Source organism: Rhizobium sp. TH2 (assembly GCF_024707525.1).
In the GTDB taxonomy this organism is placed as follows: domain Bacteria; phylum Pseudomonadota; class Alphaproteobacteria; order Rhizobiales; family Rhizobiaceae; genus Rhizobium_E.
Genome location: NZ_CP062231.1, coordinates 962,507 through 979,568, shown reverse-complemented (window position 1 = coordinate 979,568; position 17,062 = coordinate 962,507). Strand labels below are relative to the sequence as shown.

The 17,062-nt window shown below is 59.4% G+C and carries 19 protein-coding genes; all 19 read right to left on the bottom strand.

Annotation, left to right across the window (positions count from 1 at the left end; all coding sequences use genetic code 11):
• Positions 1-900: a bifunctional methylenetetrahydrofolate dehydrogenase/methenyltetrahydrofolate cyclohydrolase gene (locus IHQ71_RS04995; protein WP_258160857.1), complete on the bottom strand. Its 900-nt coding sequence runs from the start codon at positions 898-900 to the stop codon at positions 1-3.
• A 119-nt stretch (positions 901-1,019) separates the two neighbouring features.
• On the bottom strand, positions 1,020-1,757 hold the full coding sequence (locus tag IHQ71_RS04990; RefSeq protein ID WP_258160856.1) for a hypothetical protein: 738 nt from the start codon (positions 1,755-1,757) through the stop codon (positions 1,020-1,022).
• Positions 1,758-1,987: 230 nt separating this feature from the next.
• Positions 1,988-3,067, bottom strand: a complete 1,080-nt coding sequence (locus tag IHQ71_RS04985) for a hypothetical protein (RefSeq protein ID WP_258160855.1) — start codon at positions 3,065-3,067, stop codon at positions 1,988-1,990.
• Positions 3,068-3,097: 30 nt separating this feature from the next.
• Complete coding sequence (locus tag IHQ71_RS04980; RefSeq protein WP_258162745.1) at positions 3,098-3,334, bottom strand: acyl carrier protein; 237 nt, start codon at positions 3,332-3,334, stop codon at positions 3,098-3,100.
• A 226-nt stretch (positions 3,335-3,560) separates the two neighbouring features.
• Positions 3,561-4,970 (bottom strand): sulfatase-like hydrolase/transferase, encoded by a 1,410-nt coding sequence (locus tag IHQ71_RS04975; protein WP_258160854.1) that lies wholly within the window; start codon positions 4,968-4,970, stop codon positions 3,561-3,563.
• Between the two features lie 162 nt (positions 4,971-5,132).
• Positions 5,133-5,951 (bottom strand): WecB/TagA/CpsF family glycosyltransferase, encoded by an 819-nt coding sequence (locus tag IHQ71_RS04970; protein ID WP_258160853.1) that lies wholly within the window; start codon positions 5,949-5,951, stop codon positions 5,133-5,135.
• A 436-nt stretch (positions 5,952-6,387) separates the two neighbouring features.
• Positions 6,388-6,945: a hypothetical protein gene (locus IHQ71_RS04965; RefSeq protein WP_258160852.1), complete on the bottom strand. Its 558-nt coding sequence runs from the start codon at positions 6,943-6,945 to the stop codon at positions 6,388-6,390.
• 6 nt (positions 6,946-6,951) lie between these two features.
• Positions 6,952-7,332, bottom strand: coding sequence for a hypothetical protein (locus tag IHQ71_RS04960; protein WP_258160851.1), 381 nt, complete (start codon positions 7,330-7,332; stop codon positions 6,952-6,954).
• A 60-nt stretch (positions 7,333-7,392) separates the two neighbouring features.
• Positions 7,393-7,953, bottom strand: coding sequence for a rod-binding protein (locus IHQ71_RS04955; protein WP_258160850.1), 561 nt, complete (start codon positions 7,951-7,953; stop codon positions 7,393-7,395).
• Between the two features lie 80 nt (positions 7,954-8,033).
• On the bottom strand, positions 8,034-8,438 hold the full coding sequence (locus IHQ71_RS04950; protein ID WP_258160849.1) for a hypothetical protein: 405 nt from the start codon (positions 8,436-8,438) through the stop codon (positions 8,034-8,036).
• Positions 8,439-8,441: 3 nt separating this feature from the next.
• The gene (locus tag IHQ71_RS04945) at positions 8,442-9,188 is read right to left on the bottom strand and encodes a flagellar biosynthetic protein FliR (protein WP_258160848.1); all 747 of its coding nucleotides are present in this window, start codon (positions 9,186-9,188) and stop codon (positions 8,442-8,444) included.
• Entirely contained in the window at positions 9,185-11,290 is a 2,106-nt protein-coding gene (gene flhA, locus IHQ71_RS04940) for a flagellar biosynthesis protein FlhA (RefSeq protein WP_258160847.1), read from the bottom strand. Before flhA ends, IHQ71_RS04945 begins: the two co-directional genes overlap by 4 nt.
• Before the next feature lie 94 nt (positions 11,291-11,384).
• Complete coding sequence (gene fliQ, locus IHQ71_RS04935) at positions 11,385-11,651, bottom strand: flagellar biosynthesis protein FliQ (RefSeq protein ID WP_025556143.1); 267 nt, start codon at positions 11,649-11,651, stop codon at positions 11,385-11,387.
• Positions 11,652-11,683: 32 nt separating this feature from the next.
• Positions 11,684-12,199, bottom strand: a complete 516-nt coding sequence (gene flgD / locus IHQ71_RS04930; RefSeq protein WP_258160846.1) for a flagellar hook assembly protein FlgD — start codon at positions 12,197-12,199, stop codon at positions 11,684-11,686.
• Positions 12,190-12,639, bottom strand: coding sequence for a flagellar biosynthesis repressor FlbT (gene flbT, locus IHQ71_RS04925; protein WP_258160845.1), 450 nt, complete (start codon positions 12,637-12,639; stop codon positions 12,190-12,192). Before flbT ends, flgD begins: the two co-directional genes overlap by 10 nt.
• Complete coding sequence (flaF, locus tag IHQ71_RS04920) at positions 12,636-12,983, bottom strand: flagellar biosynthesis regulator FlaF (RefSeq protein WP_258160844.1); 348 nt, start codon at positions 12,981-12,983, stop codon at positions 12,636-12,638. The genes flbT and flaF overlap by 4 nt, the downstream gene beginning before the upstream one ends.
• A 102-nt stretch (positions 12,984-13,085) precedes the next feature.
• A complete protein-coding gene (locus IHQ71_RS04915) occupies positions 13,086-14,141 on the bottom strand; it encodes a flagellar hook-associated family protein (RefSeq protein ID WP_258160843.1) in 1,056 nt (351 codons plus the stop codon).
• A gap of 6 nt (positions 14,142-14,147) precedes the next feature.
• Positions 14,148-15,638: a flagellar hook-associated protein FlgK gene (gene flgK / locus IHQ71_RS04910; protein ID WP_258160842.1), complete on the bottom strand. Its 1,491-nt coding sequence runs from the start codon at positions 15,636-15,638 to the stop codon at positions 14,148-14,150.
• A gap of 22 nt (positions 15,639-15,660) precedes the next feature.
• Positions 15,661-16,956 (bottom strand): flagellar hook protein FlgE, encoded by a 1,296-nt coding sequence (locus tag IHQ71_RS04905; protein ID WP_258160841.1) that lies wholly within the window; start codon positions 16,954-16,956, stop codon positions 15,661-15,663.
• Positions 16,957-17,062 lie beyond the last annotated feature (106 nt).

The following is a 17,062-nucleotide window of genomic DNA, read 5'->3' as shown; positions in this document are numbered from 1 at the left end:
TCAGAAGCTCGGCGCCTTCTTGCCCGCCTTGCGGTATGCCGCAATCACCGTATTGGCCATCAGCATCGCAATCGTCATCGGGCCTACGCCGCCGGGGACTGGGGTGATCGCGCCGGCGACGGGCTCGCAGGCGGCGTAATCGCAATCGCCGACGAGCTTGGTCTTGCCTTCGCCCTTTTCCGGCGCCGGCACGCGGTTGATGCCGACGTCGATCACGGTCGCGCCGGGCTTCACCCAGTCGGCCTTGACCATTTCCGGGCGGCCGACGGCGGCGACGAGGATGTCGGCCTTCGAGCAGATGCCGGGCAGGTCCTTGGAGCGGGAATGGGCCATGGTGACCGTCGCATTCTTCGACAGAAGCAACTGGCCCATCGGCTTGCCGAACAGGTTGGAGCGGCCGATGACGACGGCGTTCAGGCCGGAAAGGTCATCGCCCCTGATGGTGCGGACCAGGATCAGCGAACCGGCCGGCGTGCAGGAGATGAGGCCGGTTTCGCTGTCACCGGTGGCAAGCTTGCCGGCATTGACGACGTGGAGGCCATCGACATCCTTTTCCGGCAGGATCAACTGGATGACGGCTTCGGAATTGAGATGCTTCGGCAGCGGCAATTGGACGAGGATGCCGTGGATCGACGGGTCGGCATTGAGCCCGGCAACGAGCGTCATCAACGCTTCCTGCGTGGTATTTTCCGGCAGCGAATATTGGGCGGACTTGAAGCCGCATTCCTTGGCCATCTTCGACTTGGAGCCGACATAGGCCTGGCTCGCCGGATCGGCGCCGACGAGGACCACGGCAAGGCCCGGCTTGATGCCATCGGATGCCTCAAGCGCTAGCGTCGAGGACTTGATCTGGTCGATCACGGACGCAGCGACGTCCTTGCCGTTGATGATGGTTGCCAAGTGGATCTCCTCACCCAATCGATTTAAGTCACGGCGATCCTAGCGTCCGGATGCAGGGTGCAACCGTCATATCGCGTCGCCGAGCGGCGCTCTTTCACTATTGGGAATGACAGGTAAATTCAATAGCGCGAGCGGCGTCTTGGCGGCAGAAGATCGTCCAAACGGTCCTGGAGGTCCGCAACCGTTTCACGCAGTTCGTGGATTTCGTCGTCGTCGCGGTAGGACCGGCGCGAGGGGCGGGAGGTTTCCCGACGCGCCGGTTCGCGCGTGGCATGAATGCGGATCTCGCCTGCGGAAACGGCGAGGTCATCCGCCACCGAGCGGAAGGCCGAGACGGTTTCGCGTAGCACCGCGGAGAGCGCGTCGATCTCGCCCACGGACGGCACGGCCGGCGCCGGTTCGCGATGTTGTGCGACTGGGGCTGACTGCGGATGGTCGATGAAGCGCTTGGCGGCCTGGCCGATCAGGTAGACCGCCTCGCTGAACTTGAGGAAGTCAGCTTCGCGTGCGCGCGCATCATCGGCTGTCGCGGCCTGCATCGGCGGCGGGTCGATGACGGCACGCGAGGCGCGGGCGGGCTCTTCGGACGGGCGGTCGATCGCGGCGAATTGTTGCGCGCGCTCCATCTGCCCCTTGCGCTTCAGGATCGCTTCGATCTGCGCCGACAGGGTGAGGTCGGGCTGTTCCGGCATTGCCGGCTGCTGTTCCCGCATTGCGGGCCGCTGCTCGCGAAGCTTTGCTGCCATTTCCCTCAGACGTGCCTCCATGGTGTCGACGAGCCGATCGTCGGGAATCGCGCTGTCGGGCTCCGCCTGGACAGCATCTAACAGGTAGTCGAGGAGCGGACGGCTGTTCATGGCAATGACCGGCTGGTTGCTGAAACCTTGGCCGGATACGCAGCCCATACACATGAATGAAGCGCAAGGACGAACCCTGCCACCGTCAAAACATACTCATGCGATGGCTAACAAAGGGTTAATTTCCACGCCGAGGATTTCGGCGAGGCGATGACGCCCGAACGTCACGCCCAGGGAGACCGTATTCGCGACAAGCTACCCAATCGGCAGATTGTCTTCACCCAGCCTTTTCAACCAGCGACGATGGAACCAAGGACATCGGCCAACTCGCCGCGGCGGGCCAATTCGCCATAGACGTGATGCTTGTCCCAGCCGGGGATCGGATGAACCCGGGCGGTCGGAATGTCCTTGAAGCGAGACGCCTCCATCGCGTCGCGTGGCATGTCGGCGCCGTGGTACAGGTGGACCGAGATGCCATTGTTGCGATAGTCTTCGAGCAGGTTCGGTTCGACCAGTTCGCCGCGTTCGATCCGCTGCATAAGCATCGCATACAACGGCCGATCGTCGGCGTTATCTATTCCGTATTCAAACGACGTCGGCCCGGCAAAGCTCATCACCTGGTCTGCTTCCAACAGGTGGCCGAACTGGAGCGCGTTATACCCGCCGCCGGAGCTTCCCATGCACACCAGACGGGTGCCGCCAAGACGCTCAACGTCCCGCCTCAGGTGTTCAAGTGTCTCATCGAAATTGCCGATCGACTTGATGCCAGAGAAAAACAATGCGCGATGGGAGTCACGCATGATGATGATATTGCAATCAAGCGCCTCCAGCCACATGAGCAGCGAATTCAGCTCAAGGCCGAAGTGTCCGCCGACGCCACCGAACAGAAGAAGGGTGGTTTTCGATCCGCGATCAAAAACCTGGTAGTCCAGCCAGCGCCGGTCCTTGATGCTCAACGGGCCGCCATGCCAATTTGGGGGGAAAAGTCCCACTCCCTGCTCGCGAAATTTGGCCTTGTCCCAGAGCTTTTGGGCAACTCGAACATAGGCGCGACCCACATTCACGTGCCCGGAACAGACAATAAAGGACAGAATTGCCTTGCCGGTTAGCGCCTTCGTTCCGGTCGTATCGAAGGGTTCACCCGCGAGGCCCTTTTTCAAAGCCTCCACGGCCTGCCTGCTTTGCGAAAGAACCTGCGGGCGACCTTCGAAAACGCGCTGCATGCAAGCATCGACGGCGTCGTAGTCGATGACCGGTTCTTGCAAGAGCGGGTGGATGTGCTCCCAATCCTCGAATAGCATCTTCAACCGGCCACGTTGCGCTATCGGCGTAGCGTCGTCCCCCGGTACTTCGCCTTGCGCATGCAGCATCAGAAATTCCTACCTTAGGTATCGCGGATCTCAGGTCCGCGCCGCCATGTAATCGACGACTTTACGGATGGTTGTGAGCTCATTCGCGTCGTCATCGGAGATGTCGACATCGTAGGTTTCCTGAATAGCCAGCAACAGCGACGCTGTATCCAGTGAATCGAGCCCTGCTTCCTCGAAATCGATATCGACGGATAACTTGGTGTAGTCCTGGCCTTCTCTCACTTCGGAGAGCAATTCCCTTACCTTCTGTTCGATCGCTGCGACCACGCCCAAGATCCTCTCAATCTCGTTGGAGCCCGGTCGAAGCCGGGACAACCGCTCAGTTGGCGGTTCAGATAAAACTAAAGCCGCACAAATTCAAGCGGGGCACGGCTGGCGTAACGACTCGCTATGTTGTGCCGCCCGCAAGAAAAAGATTCTCGGCGGCAAGGCCACTTCGTCCGAATCTCGGCTCATCATATGGCGTCAAAGCAGCTCGTTATCTTAGTGGATGTCAGTCGTCTTCATCAGATGTCCGCTTGGCCCTACCCACGGGCTGAGGAGCCGCTGCCTGCTTCCGGATCACCTGTTGCGCACGGTGATGTGCTTTCAATTCCCCGTCCAGGCTGTGATCGGCATCCCCGTCCGAGAGCAGGTTCGTCGCTTCCCAAGGATCAGTCCGATGGTCGTAGAACTCACGTCCAGAGTTCCAGTACTTGATATATCGATAGTGCTCAGAGCGAATGGAAATGCTGAGTTTCTGCGCTTCTTCGTCTTTCATCGTCCAAGACGAGGGTGCGTACCATCTCTCCGGAGCTGAGCCTGTCTTGATAGTCTCGGCGAGATTCTGGCCAGAGAAGCTTTCACTCGGGGCGAGGCCCAGCAAAGATAGAATGGTCGGCGCGATGTCAACTGATGAAACCGGTGCCCCAATCCTTCTCGACTCCAGGCCGGCGCCCGCGAAGATCAGCGGTACGCGCAATGCTCTCTCCCAAAGGGTGAACTTCTTAAAGGCGAGCTTTTCCCCCAGCTGCCATCCGTGATCCGACCATAGCACGATCAGCGTCTGGTCCCACAGATTGCACTGCTCGATCCAGTCGAGGATCAAGCCGAGCTTGGCATCGGCGTAAGCAATAGCGGCCAGGTACGCCTTAACGAACAGCTTATACTCGCCGTATCTATGGATGATTTTGCCGATCTTGCTGGTGCGATAGGCAAGCTTGCGTCCGGCATTTGGAAGCCCCCTATGGACCTCTTCGTTCGCGGGATCAAAATGTTCCTGCATGAGCCCAGGAGGATCCGCCACTTCGTCCGGAAAAAGGTCAAAATACTCCTTGCGCACAATGAATGGCAGGTGGGGCTTATATGTGCCGCAGCCCCAGACCATGCCCTCGGCACCTGGCTTGATCTTGTCAATAATCCAGTCGACGTTGATATCGTCGCGCGACGGCAGGCCTGTCGCGTCGATGCCGTAATCGAGCGCTCCGTTTCCTGCCTTGGCCGCCTTCGATAATTTGGGAAAAATCACCGGGTCAGTAAAGTGATAGTCGTCCCAGTCCGCTGAATCGAGCGCATCCGACGGCGACACCAAGCCCTTGTGGGTGACGTGGAATATCTTGCCGGTACCGATCGTCGACATCCCCCTGTCCTTAAGATGGCCGATGATCGAGGCACGTTCTCCATACCTGAAGAAATTGGACCACAAATGGTCGTTCGAATAGACGCCCGTCTCCCATGGCCACCGCGAGTAGAGCGCGGCGGTGCGGGCGGGTGAACAGGCTGGCGCCGCAGCGTAGGCTTGCGTAAACGCAACACCGCGATTTGCAAGCCTTGTCAGGTTGGGCGTGTAGGCCTGAGGATGCCCCCCGAGATGCTCGGCCCAGTCATTCATGTCCTCTAGGGAAACGAGTAGAAGATTTTTCATTGATCACTTCAATTTGTTGGCGCGCGCACCGGTATCACGCCCGAATCGGGAGGACAACATGCGCCCAACTGAGGGCAACCGAACATATTCAGCTGCATATGCCGCCGCGCATCGCGTATCAGCATGTCACGTTCAAGATGAGGCAACGTGGCTGTGCTTGCATCAATTCTCGGGCAGTTCGCGCCGTTCCCGATACGCTACCCAGAATGCCTGCATGCGCTCGATCGCGGAGAAGACGACCGTCCGCATCGCGAAGATCGGGCCGCCGATGAAATAGCGCTTCCACAGGCGCTTGGGCTCCTGGCGCAACCGATGCAGCCACTCCACCCGTAGCGAACGCGCAGACTCGGGCGCGCGCGTGAACTCGCCGGCCATGAAGTCGAAAAGAGCCCCGACGCTGATCACCAGGCGGGCGTGTTCAGGGCGGATATAGCGGTCGATCCACTTTTCCTGCTTCGGCGTGCCCATGGCGACCAGCAGGATATCGACCTTGTGCCGCGCGATCTCGTCGGAGACGGACCACGAATCCTCGTCCTTGAAGAAACCGTCCTGGATGGCGACGAATTCGTGCCAGGGTGCATGCTTGGCAAAATTCTCACGCGCACGCTCCAGCACGTCAGGGCGGGCGCCGACGAGGCCGACGCGCTTGGGCGTGGTGATATAGGTCATCAGCGCGGGCACGAAATCGGTGCCGTTGAGATTGGCTGGGAACATCTTTCCATGCATGGCGAAGGAAGCGAGGTCGACGCCGATGCCATCGGGCAGCACGAGGTGACGCGAGAGCGCATCGCGGTATTCGCGGTCATGGGCCATCAGGTTGGCGTTGTGGGCGTTGAGGAACGATATCGTCGTCTGGCCGACCGGCACGTCGGCAAGCGTGCTCACGAACGTGAACGCCTCCGACCAGTCCAGATCACAGACCGGCAATCCGAAGATCAGCCGCTGCGAACTGAGCACAGCCATGTTCGAAATGATATTCATTCCCGTCTCCCGCCTTGTGCCTGGGTTTACCCAGCAGATGCCTGAGGCTCAGCAAGCTTCGTGCCGCGATTGGCGGAATCGACCCTCATGCGTAACCGGCGTCATGGATAAGGAGATACCAGCGACGCTTGAAATGCCGCTTAAAGGAACCATTCAAAAGCATTTTCAATAACTTACGGTTCGTTAACCATCGACCGAAATTGTGAATGTTTTCAAGGGTTTCCAAGGTTTGCGAGGGAGAGAGAACCTGTTCTTCGGGCGAAGAATCCTTGGCCGAAATGCGGCGCAGCAAGCGCGAACCGTCATTTCGGGACAGGAATTATGTTCCGGAACTGGAATTCCGTTAAGAAATTCTGTCGAAAAACGCGACAAACGAGGATCGGCCAGCCTCGCGGCCAGCCGATTAGCAAGAATTCGTTAACGATTATCGGCGCGCTCAGTGCGCGTTGCCGCCGTCGCTCTTGGCCGGTGTGATGTCGTCGGGCGCCTTCTCGGAGACGATGCGCTCGCCGCTCTTGATCGTCGATCCCGGCTTCGACATGCTGGACAGGATTTCTTCCTTGGTCAGGTAGTCGATCTGCTCGACGATCACGTCGAGCACCACTTCCGAGCCCAGCTTCTTGTTGAGCGCTTCCTTGACACGGGCCTTGAATGACTTGAGATCGAAATTGCGGTTGTCGCTGACCCGGATCACCTTGTCGCCGACAAGCTCGGTATACATTTCGTCGGTCAGAAGTTCGGGAATCGGAAGCGTGATCTCACCAAGCTTGGTCTTGTCGGTGATGAAAGACGTCCGCGTCAGGAAATAGCCTTCCACCCTGCCCTGTGCGATCACCGGAAAGGTCACGACCTCGCCCTTGACGAGTTCCTGCATGGCCTTCTTCCTGGCCTCTTCCTCAGCCGGATCGGGCGCCTTCGACACCTGGATCGAGAAATAGACCGATCCGAGCGTGACGACCGCGACCCAGACGCCTGATATGATCAGCTTGAGCATTTGGGCCTAGATCTCGCCGTAACGGAACTGTTCCTGGGTGTAGGTGCCGTCGCCTTCGTTTTCCTGCACCGCGCTTCGCAGGATGTCGGCCACCGTCCGCATCGCGTTCATGTGGGCTTCGAGCCTGCGGGCATTGACCTGCAGCTTCTTCTTCATGACCTTCATGTGGTCGGCGAAGCCTTTCGGATATTCGCCGGGTATGGTGTCGCGGCAAAGCACGGTCAGTTCATAGAGGCAGCGGCTCTTGTGGACGTTCGACGCCTTGATGTCGAACTTCATGTCGGTGCCGATCCGCTCGTTCTCGTTGTCGATGATCAGTTCGAGCCGGCCGAGTACCGTCCTCAACCGGATGTCCTTGAAAGGCTCTTCAACTGCCGCCATCGTCATAGTGTCGTCCCCGCCAGGAAAATAGAATTAAACCAATTCGCCGGTATCAGAGCCTGGGCTCTAGCCGGTCTTCCGGGCGTCATCGCCCGGTAAAAGCTTGTCGAGCGCCTGGAGCTGATGCTGGTTGATCAGCTGCGTCTCCATCTGCAGGCGGTCCGCGCGGTTTATCTCCGCCTTTTCCGCCTTGTCCTTGGGCTTCATCGAGCCGTTTTCCATCAGCTTCTCGGCGATGCCGACACCGCCTCCCTTGGCGATCTCGTTGGCGACCTGCTCGGCCATCATGCCCTTCCAGATTTCACCGGTCGCACCCTTGCCGTAGACTTCCTCGCTCTCCGGCAGCATGGTCTTGATGAAGTTCTGGAGCACCATGGCCTCGAACTTGCGATAGGTTTCCGGCACCTGCTTCTTCTCGACGCCATCGAGGCGATGCTTGAGCTTGTGGGCATCGGCCACCGGATCGCTGCGCATGATCGCCGCAAAGGATTCGTCGGTGCTGGCGAGCCGCGTCGCTTCCGCCGTCGCCTGACCCGCCTTGAGCTTGGCCTGCGCGACTTCCAGCACGGCCGGGTCGGCATTGTTCAGCACGTCGAGGACGATATCGGTGGGAGGTGAAATTGCCATGTAAAAACCGCCGCATGGGAAGCATAAATGCTGTAGCCGGCATCTTCACTTTTCTACCTTGACCGTGGCTTGCGGGGCGGTCAGAGGGGTCCGCGACGGGCGGAAAGGGCGAATTGCTGGTCGAGCAATTCGTAGATCGTCTTCTCTTCGGCCTCCCGGTCCTCGACCTCGCGCGCGTCTTTCGCCTGCTCGGCGAGACGATCGGCCTTGGCGCGCTCGCGCAGGATTTTCTGCTCCTGGATCTGCTGCATGGTGCTCAGATGCTGGTCCTTGGCGGTCAGCCGGCTGATCTGCCCGGAATAGATGCTGGCGAAGAGCTGGTGGACCGTGTCGAGCGAGCCGATGGCATTGACCGCGGCGGACATGCTCTCATCTATTTCGGCGCGGGCCCGGGCGGTGGCGGCCAGTTCATACTCCGCCATATGCTCGAGATGGCGCTGGACCTTCACGAGACGTTTTAATTTTTCCGACCGCGTCTGCGCCATTCGTCACCTGAAAATCGGGCCGAACGCGTCGGCATAGAGGGAAAGCATGGCCGACACGCCGAGATAGAACAGGATCGTGCCGCCCATGACCATGTAAGGCGTGGATATGAAGTAGACGGGCACGATCGGCGCCAGCTTGTTGATGAAGCCGATCGCCATGTTGAAGAGCACGTTGAACAGGATGAAGGGGCTGGCGAGCCGCAACATGACCGTGAAGGTGGCAGAGAGCGTATCGACCATGGAGACGAGCGCCTTTTGCGGGTCGAATATCGCGCCGGGGGGAAGCGTCCTGTAGGTCTCGGCGAGTGCCATGAAAACCTGATGGTGGAAATCCAGCATGAAGAGCACCATCAGGCCGGCGAAGGTGATGACGTTGGTCAACTGACCTTCGGCGCTGTCTTCCAGAATATCGCCCGCGGGCGGCGTGTTGAGACCGATCATCATGGTAATGACGGTGCCGAGGAACTGCAGGCCGAGCGCATAAAACCGCGTCAGCATGCCGAGCACGACCCCGGTCAGGGTCTCGAAGATGCAGAGCAGAAGATAATCCGGCGTCGTTCCCTGTATCCTGGGGAAGATCGAGTCCCACATCACGGGCATCAGCGCCATCGTCACGGTGACCGCGAGCAGGATGCGGAACATCACCGGCACGCGGGCCGTGGAGAAGCCGGGCAGAACCAGTATGCAGCCGCCGATCCGGCAGAATGCCGCAAACAGCGCCAGAACTATGCTCTGCGGATCGTCGATCATGAAATGGTGCCGAGGATCTTGATCTCGATGCCCTTGGCAAGTTCGACATGCGACAGCACGGGCAGGGTTGCGAAGAGCCGCTCGACGATCATGCGCACATAGGAGCGCGTTTCCGGCGAGGTGACGAGCACGAAAGGCAGGCCGCGATCGAGATATTCGCGGACGACCTTGGTTGCCTGTTCGGAGAATTCCTCGAGATGGCGCGGGTCGATATCGAATTCGATGATTTCGCCCTTCGTGTCGCGCTTGATGGCCTGGTGGAAAACCATGTCCCACTTGTTGCCGAGGCGCAGCACGCGGAGCAGGCCGTTGTCGGAGAGATCGCCGCAGATCTGCTGGGCCATGCGCACGCGCACATGCTCGACGATCTGCTCGGTCTTGCGGACATGCGGCGCGAGTTCGGCGACGGCTTCGAGGATGAGATGCAGGTTGCGGATCGAGACCCGCTCGGCGAGCAGCAGCTTGAGCACCGCCTGCAGGCCGGAATAGGACATATGCGTGGTGCAGATTTCGTCGGCGAGCTTCTTGTATTCCGGATCCAGCCGATCGATCAGGATTTTCACGTCCTTGTAGGAAAGAAGCTGCGGCAGGTTGTTGCGGATGACTTCCGAGAGATGCGTGAGCACCACCGAGACGTTGTCGATCGGGTGGAAGCCTTCGCGCTTGAGTTCTTCCGTGAAGGTTTCGATGACCGACACGGCCGGCATGCCGAACGCTGGCTCCCTCACCTCATCGCCCGGCGCGGAAGGCTTGCGTCCGCCACCGGTGATGACAAGCACTTCGCCGACACGCAGCATGTTCGAGGCGACCGTCGTGCCGTGGATGCGGATATGGTACGCCTTGTCGGAGATCGAGATGTCGTCCGAAACCTTGATTTCCGGCACGACAAAGCCGTATTGCGTGGCGAATTTCTTGCGCATCTTGCCGACGCGGAAGGCCAGTTCCTGGTGGGCGCCGAGAAGCCTCGTGGAGACCTGCTTGCCGAGCAGCAGTTCGATCTCCGGCGTCCTGAGCGCCTGCTTGACCGAGTCCTTGTCGTCAGCCTTGACCTCCGCAGCCTTGCGCTGATCCTCGGCCGCCAGTTCATTGGCAGCCTCTTCCTGTGCCCTCTGGCGCGGGATCATGAAAGCGGCAAGGCCCATTGAGCCGCCGAGCACGGCGAACGGCAGGAACGGCAGGCCCGGAACGATTGCCAGAATGCCGACCATCGCCGAGGCGACACCGAGCGCGCGTGGATAGCCCGCGAGCTGGTCCATGACCGCCTTGTCGGTCGTGCCCGTCTGGCCGCCGCGCGACACGAGCAAGCCTGCCGCCAGCGAGATGATCAGGGCCGGGATCTGCGAGACCAGACCGTCGCCGACCGACAGGCGAACGAAGACGTCGGCCGCTTCGGTGAGTTCCATGCCATGGCGGAAATAGCCGATGATGATGCCGCCGAAGATATTAATCGCGGTGATCAGGAGGCCGGCGACCGCGTCACCGCGGACGAACTTGGACGCACCGTCCATGGCACCGAAGAACGAGCTTTCGTCTTCCAGTTCCTTGCGGCGGCGGCGTGCCTCATGCTCGTCGATCATGCCGGCCGAGAGGTCGGCATCGATCGACATCTGCTTGCCGGGAATGGCGTCCAAGGTGAAACGCGCGCCGACTTCGGCGATACGCGTCGCACCCTTGGTGATGACGATGAAGTTCACCACGATCAGGATCAGGAAGACGATCAGACCGATGACGAAATCGCCCGACATGACGAGGCTGGCAAAGCCAGCGATCACATGACCGGCAGCGTCATGGCCTTCATTGCCGTGCGAAAGGATGACGCGCGTGGTCGCGATGTTGAGCGACAATCTGAGCATCGTGGCGATCAGGAGAATGGTCGGGAACGACGAGAAATCGAGCGGCCGCTGAATCCACAGCGAGACCATCAGGATCAGGACCGAGAAGGAAATCGAGAAGGCCAGCCCCAGGTCGATCATGAAGGCCGGTATCGGCAGGAAGAGCACCGACAGGATGATGACGATGCCGACGGCAAATCCGATGTCGCGGCCGCGAGGCGCCACCTTCGGAATCGTCAACGTTGTCAGAGAAGACTGTACATCAGCCATATGCCACGCGCCTCTTCATGAGCCGGATTTCTGAACGGCCCATGGATAGCGGCTGAAACTTGCGCGAGGGGTGTCTCGCCGGGTCGCGAAGCGGTCAGAAACCGCTTTCGACGCGCGAGAAGATCATGTTGGTGAAGATCGATATCTGCGAGCCGATGAACGGCGCGGAAATCGCCACGGCCGCAAGCACGGCAAGGATCTTCGGAACGAAGGTCAGGGTGATTTCCTGCACCTGGGTCAGCGCCTGGAGCAGCGCTACCACGACGCCGACGATCATGGCGGCGAGAACCGCCGGGCCGGAAGCGGCCAGCACTGTCCAGATCGCAGCCTGGACGATATCGAGTGCATCGGCCTCATTCATGGCAAATCCTCGCAGACGGTGGCCGGGCCGGGTTATTCACCGGCCGAGCTGGTCTCATCGGTTTGGCCGTCATCCGGCGTGTTACCGGTGTCTTCGCCGTTATCCGGCGTATTCGTGTCCGGCGTCGTCGGCGTCGCGCTGATGCTGATGCCGCTCTGGATGACCACTGTATCACCATTTTCAAGAGTCGCGGTCAAGCCATCGGATTTCACTGCGACAGACTTGACGACGCCGGTGGTCTCGCCGTCGGCGCTGGTGATGGTCTTGCCGATCATGCTTGCCGCCTGGCTGAGCGACGTTTCCTGGATGAGGCTCTCCAGATGCGTATTGGTCTTGATCGCCTGCTCGACGCTGGAGAACGTCGCCAACTGCGACATCTGCTCGCTGGCATCGATCGGGTCGGTCGGATCCTGGTTCTTCATCTGTGCGACGAGCAGCTTGAGAAAGCTGTCATAGTTCAGCGTCGCTTCCTTGGCATCGGTCGTCGCCGCCGTCTTGGGGGTCGAGACAGGCGTCGCGGTGACGTTGTTGACTGCGTCTACTGCCATGGTGCGATCTCCCTGCGGATCTGCTCGCGTACCGCAGGCGTGATTTCCTGCGTGCTGAGGATGCGCTCCTCGATTGGGTACAACGTGCGAATGGCTTTCAGCGCATCGAACGGCCGGCCCGAGGTCACCACTGCATCGATCCGCTTCAGCTCTGCCAGGATCTCGTCATTGGTGAAGCTGGCAAGCAGCATCGTGATCGATTTCTTGAACATGATCATGGACTGGCTTGCGCCTTCCGGATTGATCAGCATCATCTGGACGATGAAATAGAGCTGCTTGAGCGGCGTCGTGGCACCCTCGGGCTGCAACACGTGATTTTCCAACAGGAATGTCACATCGTTGAGGAACTCGATCGCTACCTTGCGATCAACCCGGAGGACGGCGCCGTTTATGAAGATACGCTCGCCCGATTTCAGCGAGATACGCAAAGTGCTTTTCATTTCAATCCATCCCTGATGATGGTGACGATATCGGCGATGCCCTTGAAGTTGTCCGATTTCCGCACGCGGATTCTCTCGGCTTCCTTGAGCACCCAGATGCCGATCGAGATAAGATCCGCCCTGACGCTGAGTGGCAGTTGATTTTCCGGGCTGCGCAGGTCGTCAATAAACGCGATCCAGACGCGGCGCGTGAAGAACAAAGCTTCAACGGCTTCCCTGGATTCCCGGCCGTTTCTCATGGCCGCCTGCAGCATGGTAATCGCCTTATCCAGCACCTGCCTTTCGCGGTCCTTCGAATCGGCGACATCATCCGCCATGATTTCTGCATAGGAAAACTGGTACATTCAGCCCCTCACTCCGGTCATTCTTTGAACGTAAACCACTTGCCTGAACCCAGGCTTACGCTCTTAATTCTACGCGTTACACGACGAAAACTCGAACTATACTCAGAGCTCGTTGACGAGGCTGAGTTGCGAGATTCTCGCCGTCAGGTTGTATGAAATTTCCATCTGATTGCTCAGAGCCGTGATCCGGCTCGAAGCTTCGTACACGTCCACGCCTTCCAGATCGTCAAGGTTGAGCTTGACGATATCGACCTGCGCCTGCAGCACTTCATTGGCAAGTTTGACGCGATTTTCCGACAGGCCGAGCTGGCTGCGTTCCGCATCGATGCCATAGATCGCCTGCCCCATGAACCCGATCGCCTTGTTGGAAACGACCGCGCGCGTATCGCTGTTGATCGGCAGGTTCAGGAGCTCGATGCCGATCACCGCCGCAAAAGCCATGCCGCGGAACGCGTCGCCATTGACGGTGGTCGAACTCTGGACGACTTCGGTCCTGGAGATGCGGCTGGTCATCGGCGTATCGGAGGCGGTCGACCAATTGGTCTGCCAGTCGGTGCCGCCCATGAACATCGGCTCGACGACATTGTCGAGAAAGTCCTGCATCTGGACGTCGGTAATGCCCTCAGTCTGCGGGTCGGTCTTGGGGAATCCGAAAAACCCGTCGAAGGCCGTGTCGAATGCCGTCCGCGCACCGGTTTCGTCGGTCATATAGTCGCCGAGCGGCTTGACGTCGGTATTGATGCCGGCCAGGACATACTCGCCATTCACTGAAGTATTCGACGAATCGACGAACTGATCGAGCACGTCGGTCAGGGTCTGCACCGCGGTGGATAGCTGGGTGCTGTCGGTCGATCCAGCCATAGCCACGAATGTGTTGAGCGCAGTCTGCCCCGCATTGGAAATGGTTTCGAGCGCCATCTGGGATGAGGAAAGCCGCTGGGTCACGACCGAATTCGTCGCGACCAGGTTCTGCATCATGTCGGCTTCGCGATGAAGATCAAGGCTGCGCGTCGTGGTGGCGCCGAGTTCCTCGCCGATATTATAGAGCCGTCCCGACACGACTTCCTTCTGTGCCTGGATCAGTTCGTTCTGAACCTGGTTGATCGTCTGGCGCATGGCCGACTGAACGGAAAGGTTGGATATGAAGGAAGTTTTCATGGTCTATCACACCGCTGCCAACAGGGCCTGCATCATCTCGTCCACCGTGGCGACGAGCTTGCTCGAAGCCTTGTAGCTCTGCTCGAGTTCGAGCATCAGCGACATTTCTTCGTCCAGACTGACGCCGGTCGTGTTGGAAAGCGCCTCGACCACGCGGGTCAGCTGCGCCTGCTTGTTGTCTTTCGCGGTGGCGCTTTCCGAGATCAGCTGTTCGAGCCAACCCACGGAACCGGTCGCATACTCGCCAATCGTCGTGCGGGCATCGAGGAAGGCCGCCGTATCGAAATCGCGGTCACCTTCAAAGGTGGCGACATAGCCGTCGAGAAGCGTGGAGTAACCGGCTTCGTTATTGACGTTGCCGAGATAGTCGGTGGCGGCGATGCCGAGGCCGTCCACGTCGTAGCCGCCATCGCGCAGAAGGGTAGCGTCGCCACCCTTCGACTTGACGAGGCTGTCATTGACCTTGATCACCGAAGAAAGGCCGGGAACGAGCGCACCCGTCACCGGGATCGTATCGCCGCTCGCATATCCGCTCCAGGTGAACAGACCCGGAATCGGATCAGCGCCGCCGCCCGTCATATCATTCTGCTGGAACATCTCGATCAGGCCGCGCGCGGTTTCATCGAGCTGGTTCTGATAGGTGGGAATGATCGAATCCCGGACCTGGAGAAGCGCCTGCAGCTTGCCCTTGGCCGTGGTGTTGCCACCCTCGCCGGCGGTGATCTCCGCCCCATCGATGATGAGGGGATTGCCTTCTGTCACGGCGTCATAGGCCGGCTGCGGGAGAAAAAGGATTTTCCGCTTGTCGACATCGAACAGCATGGTGCCATCGCTCGTATAGAGCGCCATGTCGTTGTCGTTGCGCGTGAAGGAACGCACGCCGACGATCGCCGAAATCTGCTTGAGATACCGCTCGCGCATGTCGAGCTCGTTATTGACGTCCCGCCCGAGCGTCGTACCGGCCTTGATCGCGTTATTGACGTCGCCGAACTGATCGAGAAGACCGTTCAGCTCTTCGATCAGATCGCCGATTTCCTGATCGACCGTACCCCGCATCGACTGGATTTCGGAGGAGATCGCGTTCAGCGAATTGGCGACATCCGAGGCGCTCGAAATGACCGTTGCCGCCAGCGTCGATTCGTTCGGCTTGGTGGCATAGGCCTGGAGATTGTCGCGAAGCGTCTTGAGGTAGGTCGACGGGGCAGTCTCGTAGTCGTTGCCTCCCAGCAGGGATCTCACACCCTCCAGCTTCTGCTGGAGGAGGTCCTGCGCGGCGGAGTCGGCCGTCGAATGCATGGTCTGCTTGACCAGGCCATTGTCATAAGTGCGCTCGATGGTCATGCGCTGCGCGCCATTCGCGTCGATGCTGGTCACACCGACACGCCGGGAATAATCCGGATTCGAGGCATTCGCGATATTACGGGAAAGTGCCGCACTCTGCAGGCCCGTATTGGAAAAGATCGTTTGCGCGGTGCTGATCGCCGATGACAGAGACATGGAGCCGGCCTACCTTTCAAAATTACCTTTTCAGGTTGACGAGGACGTCCATGAGATCGGAACCGGTCTGGAAGACCTTGGAGTTCGCGGTATAGGTGCGCTGCGACTCGATCATCCGGGTCAGCTCCTCGGCGATATCGACCGTCGAATTCTCGAGAGCGCCGGAGACGATCGAACCCATTCCGTTTGAATTCGGGAAACCGAGAATGACGATGCCGGAGTCGTTGCTCTGGGCGTAGACATTGCCCGAGATGACCCTGAGCTCGTCTGGGCTCTGCACGGTCGCCATGGCAAGGCGGTACATCGGCACGAGGTCGCCGTTCTCATATTGCGCGTAGACGATGCCGTCTTCGGCCACCTGGATCTGCTCGACCTCACTCGGCGCATTGCCGTTGACCGATGCCCGGACGGTGAAATCATAAGAGAGCTGGGTCAGTTCGGTGAAATCGAGCGAGAGCTCGACCATGTTGGGAACTAAACCGCCATCAGCGGCAGCAGGCAGCACCACCGTGGCGAGCGCCTCGGATGCATCCGTCAGCTTGCCGGTGACGGGATCGAATTCAATATCGATCGGATCGACGACCAGCGAATCCGTTGCATACGGGAATGAGCCCGTCGTTTCATCGCGGCCGGCGGCGTTGAAGATCGCCATCTGCCACATGTTCTCGTCCGTCTTCGAGAAATAGACGTCGTAGAGCACTTCATTGCCAAGCGTATCGAACGCCTTGATGGAGGTCTTGTGGGTATATTCCGTCGTCTCATCGGAGCCGTCGGCCGGAAGCAGGGCGGGATCGACCACTTCAGCGCTGGCGTCGAGGTTCGAGAAGAACTGTCCGAACGAAGAAGGCGTGGCCACCAGGCCGTCCGAGGTGATCTTGACGGGTTCGAGGCCCGCATAGCCATTGACCACGGGCGTGGGCTCGTCAGACGTATAGGGATAGCCGAGCAGCTTGTAGCCGCCCGCATTGACCAATTCGCCATCACCGTTCGGCACGAAGGAGCCTGCGCGCGTCATATAAGGAACACCGCTCGGATCCTCGACCACGAAGAAGCCGTTGCCGTTGATGGCAAGATCGGTCGCCGAGGACGTATATTGAAGGGCGCCCTGGTTGCTGATCCCATAACGGATATCGGTTTCCACGGCACCCGAATTGTAGTTGCCGGAGACCGAGGGCAGGAGAAGGGAGGAAAATTCGGTGGACGCGGCCTTGTAGCCGGTCGTGCCGGCGTTTGCGATGTTATCCGCCACCGTGCTCAAGCGGCTTGCCTGGGCATTCATGCCAGACGAACCGGTTCTCATCATTCCATAAAGGCTCATGTCGGTTCCTCGTGTCCGTAATTCATTTACAGAATAGGAAGCGCGCCTTGCGTGAACCTTATAGGACCCTCAGGCAGGACCCGAACCCATTGAATTCATGAAATCC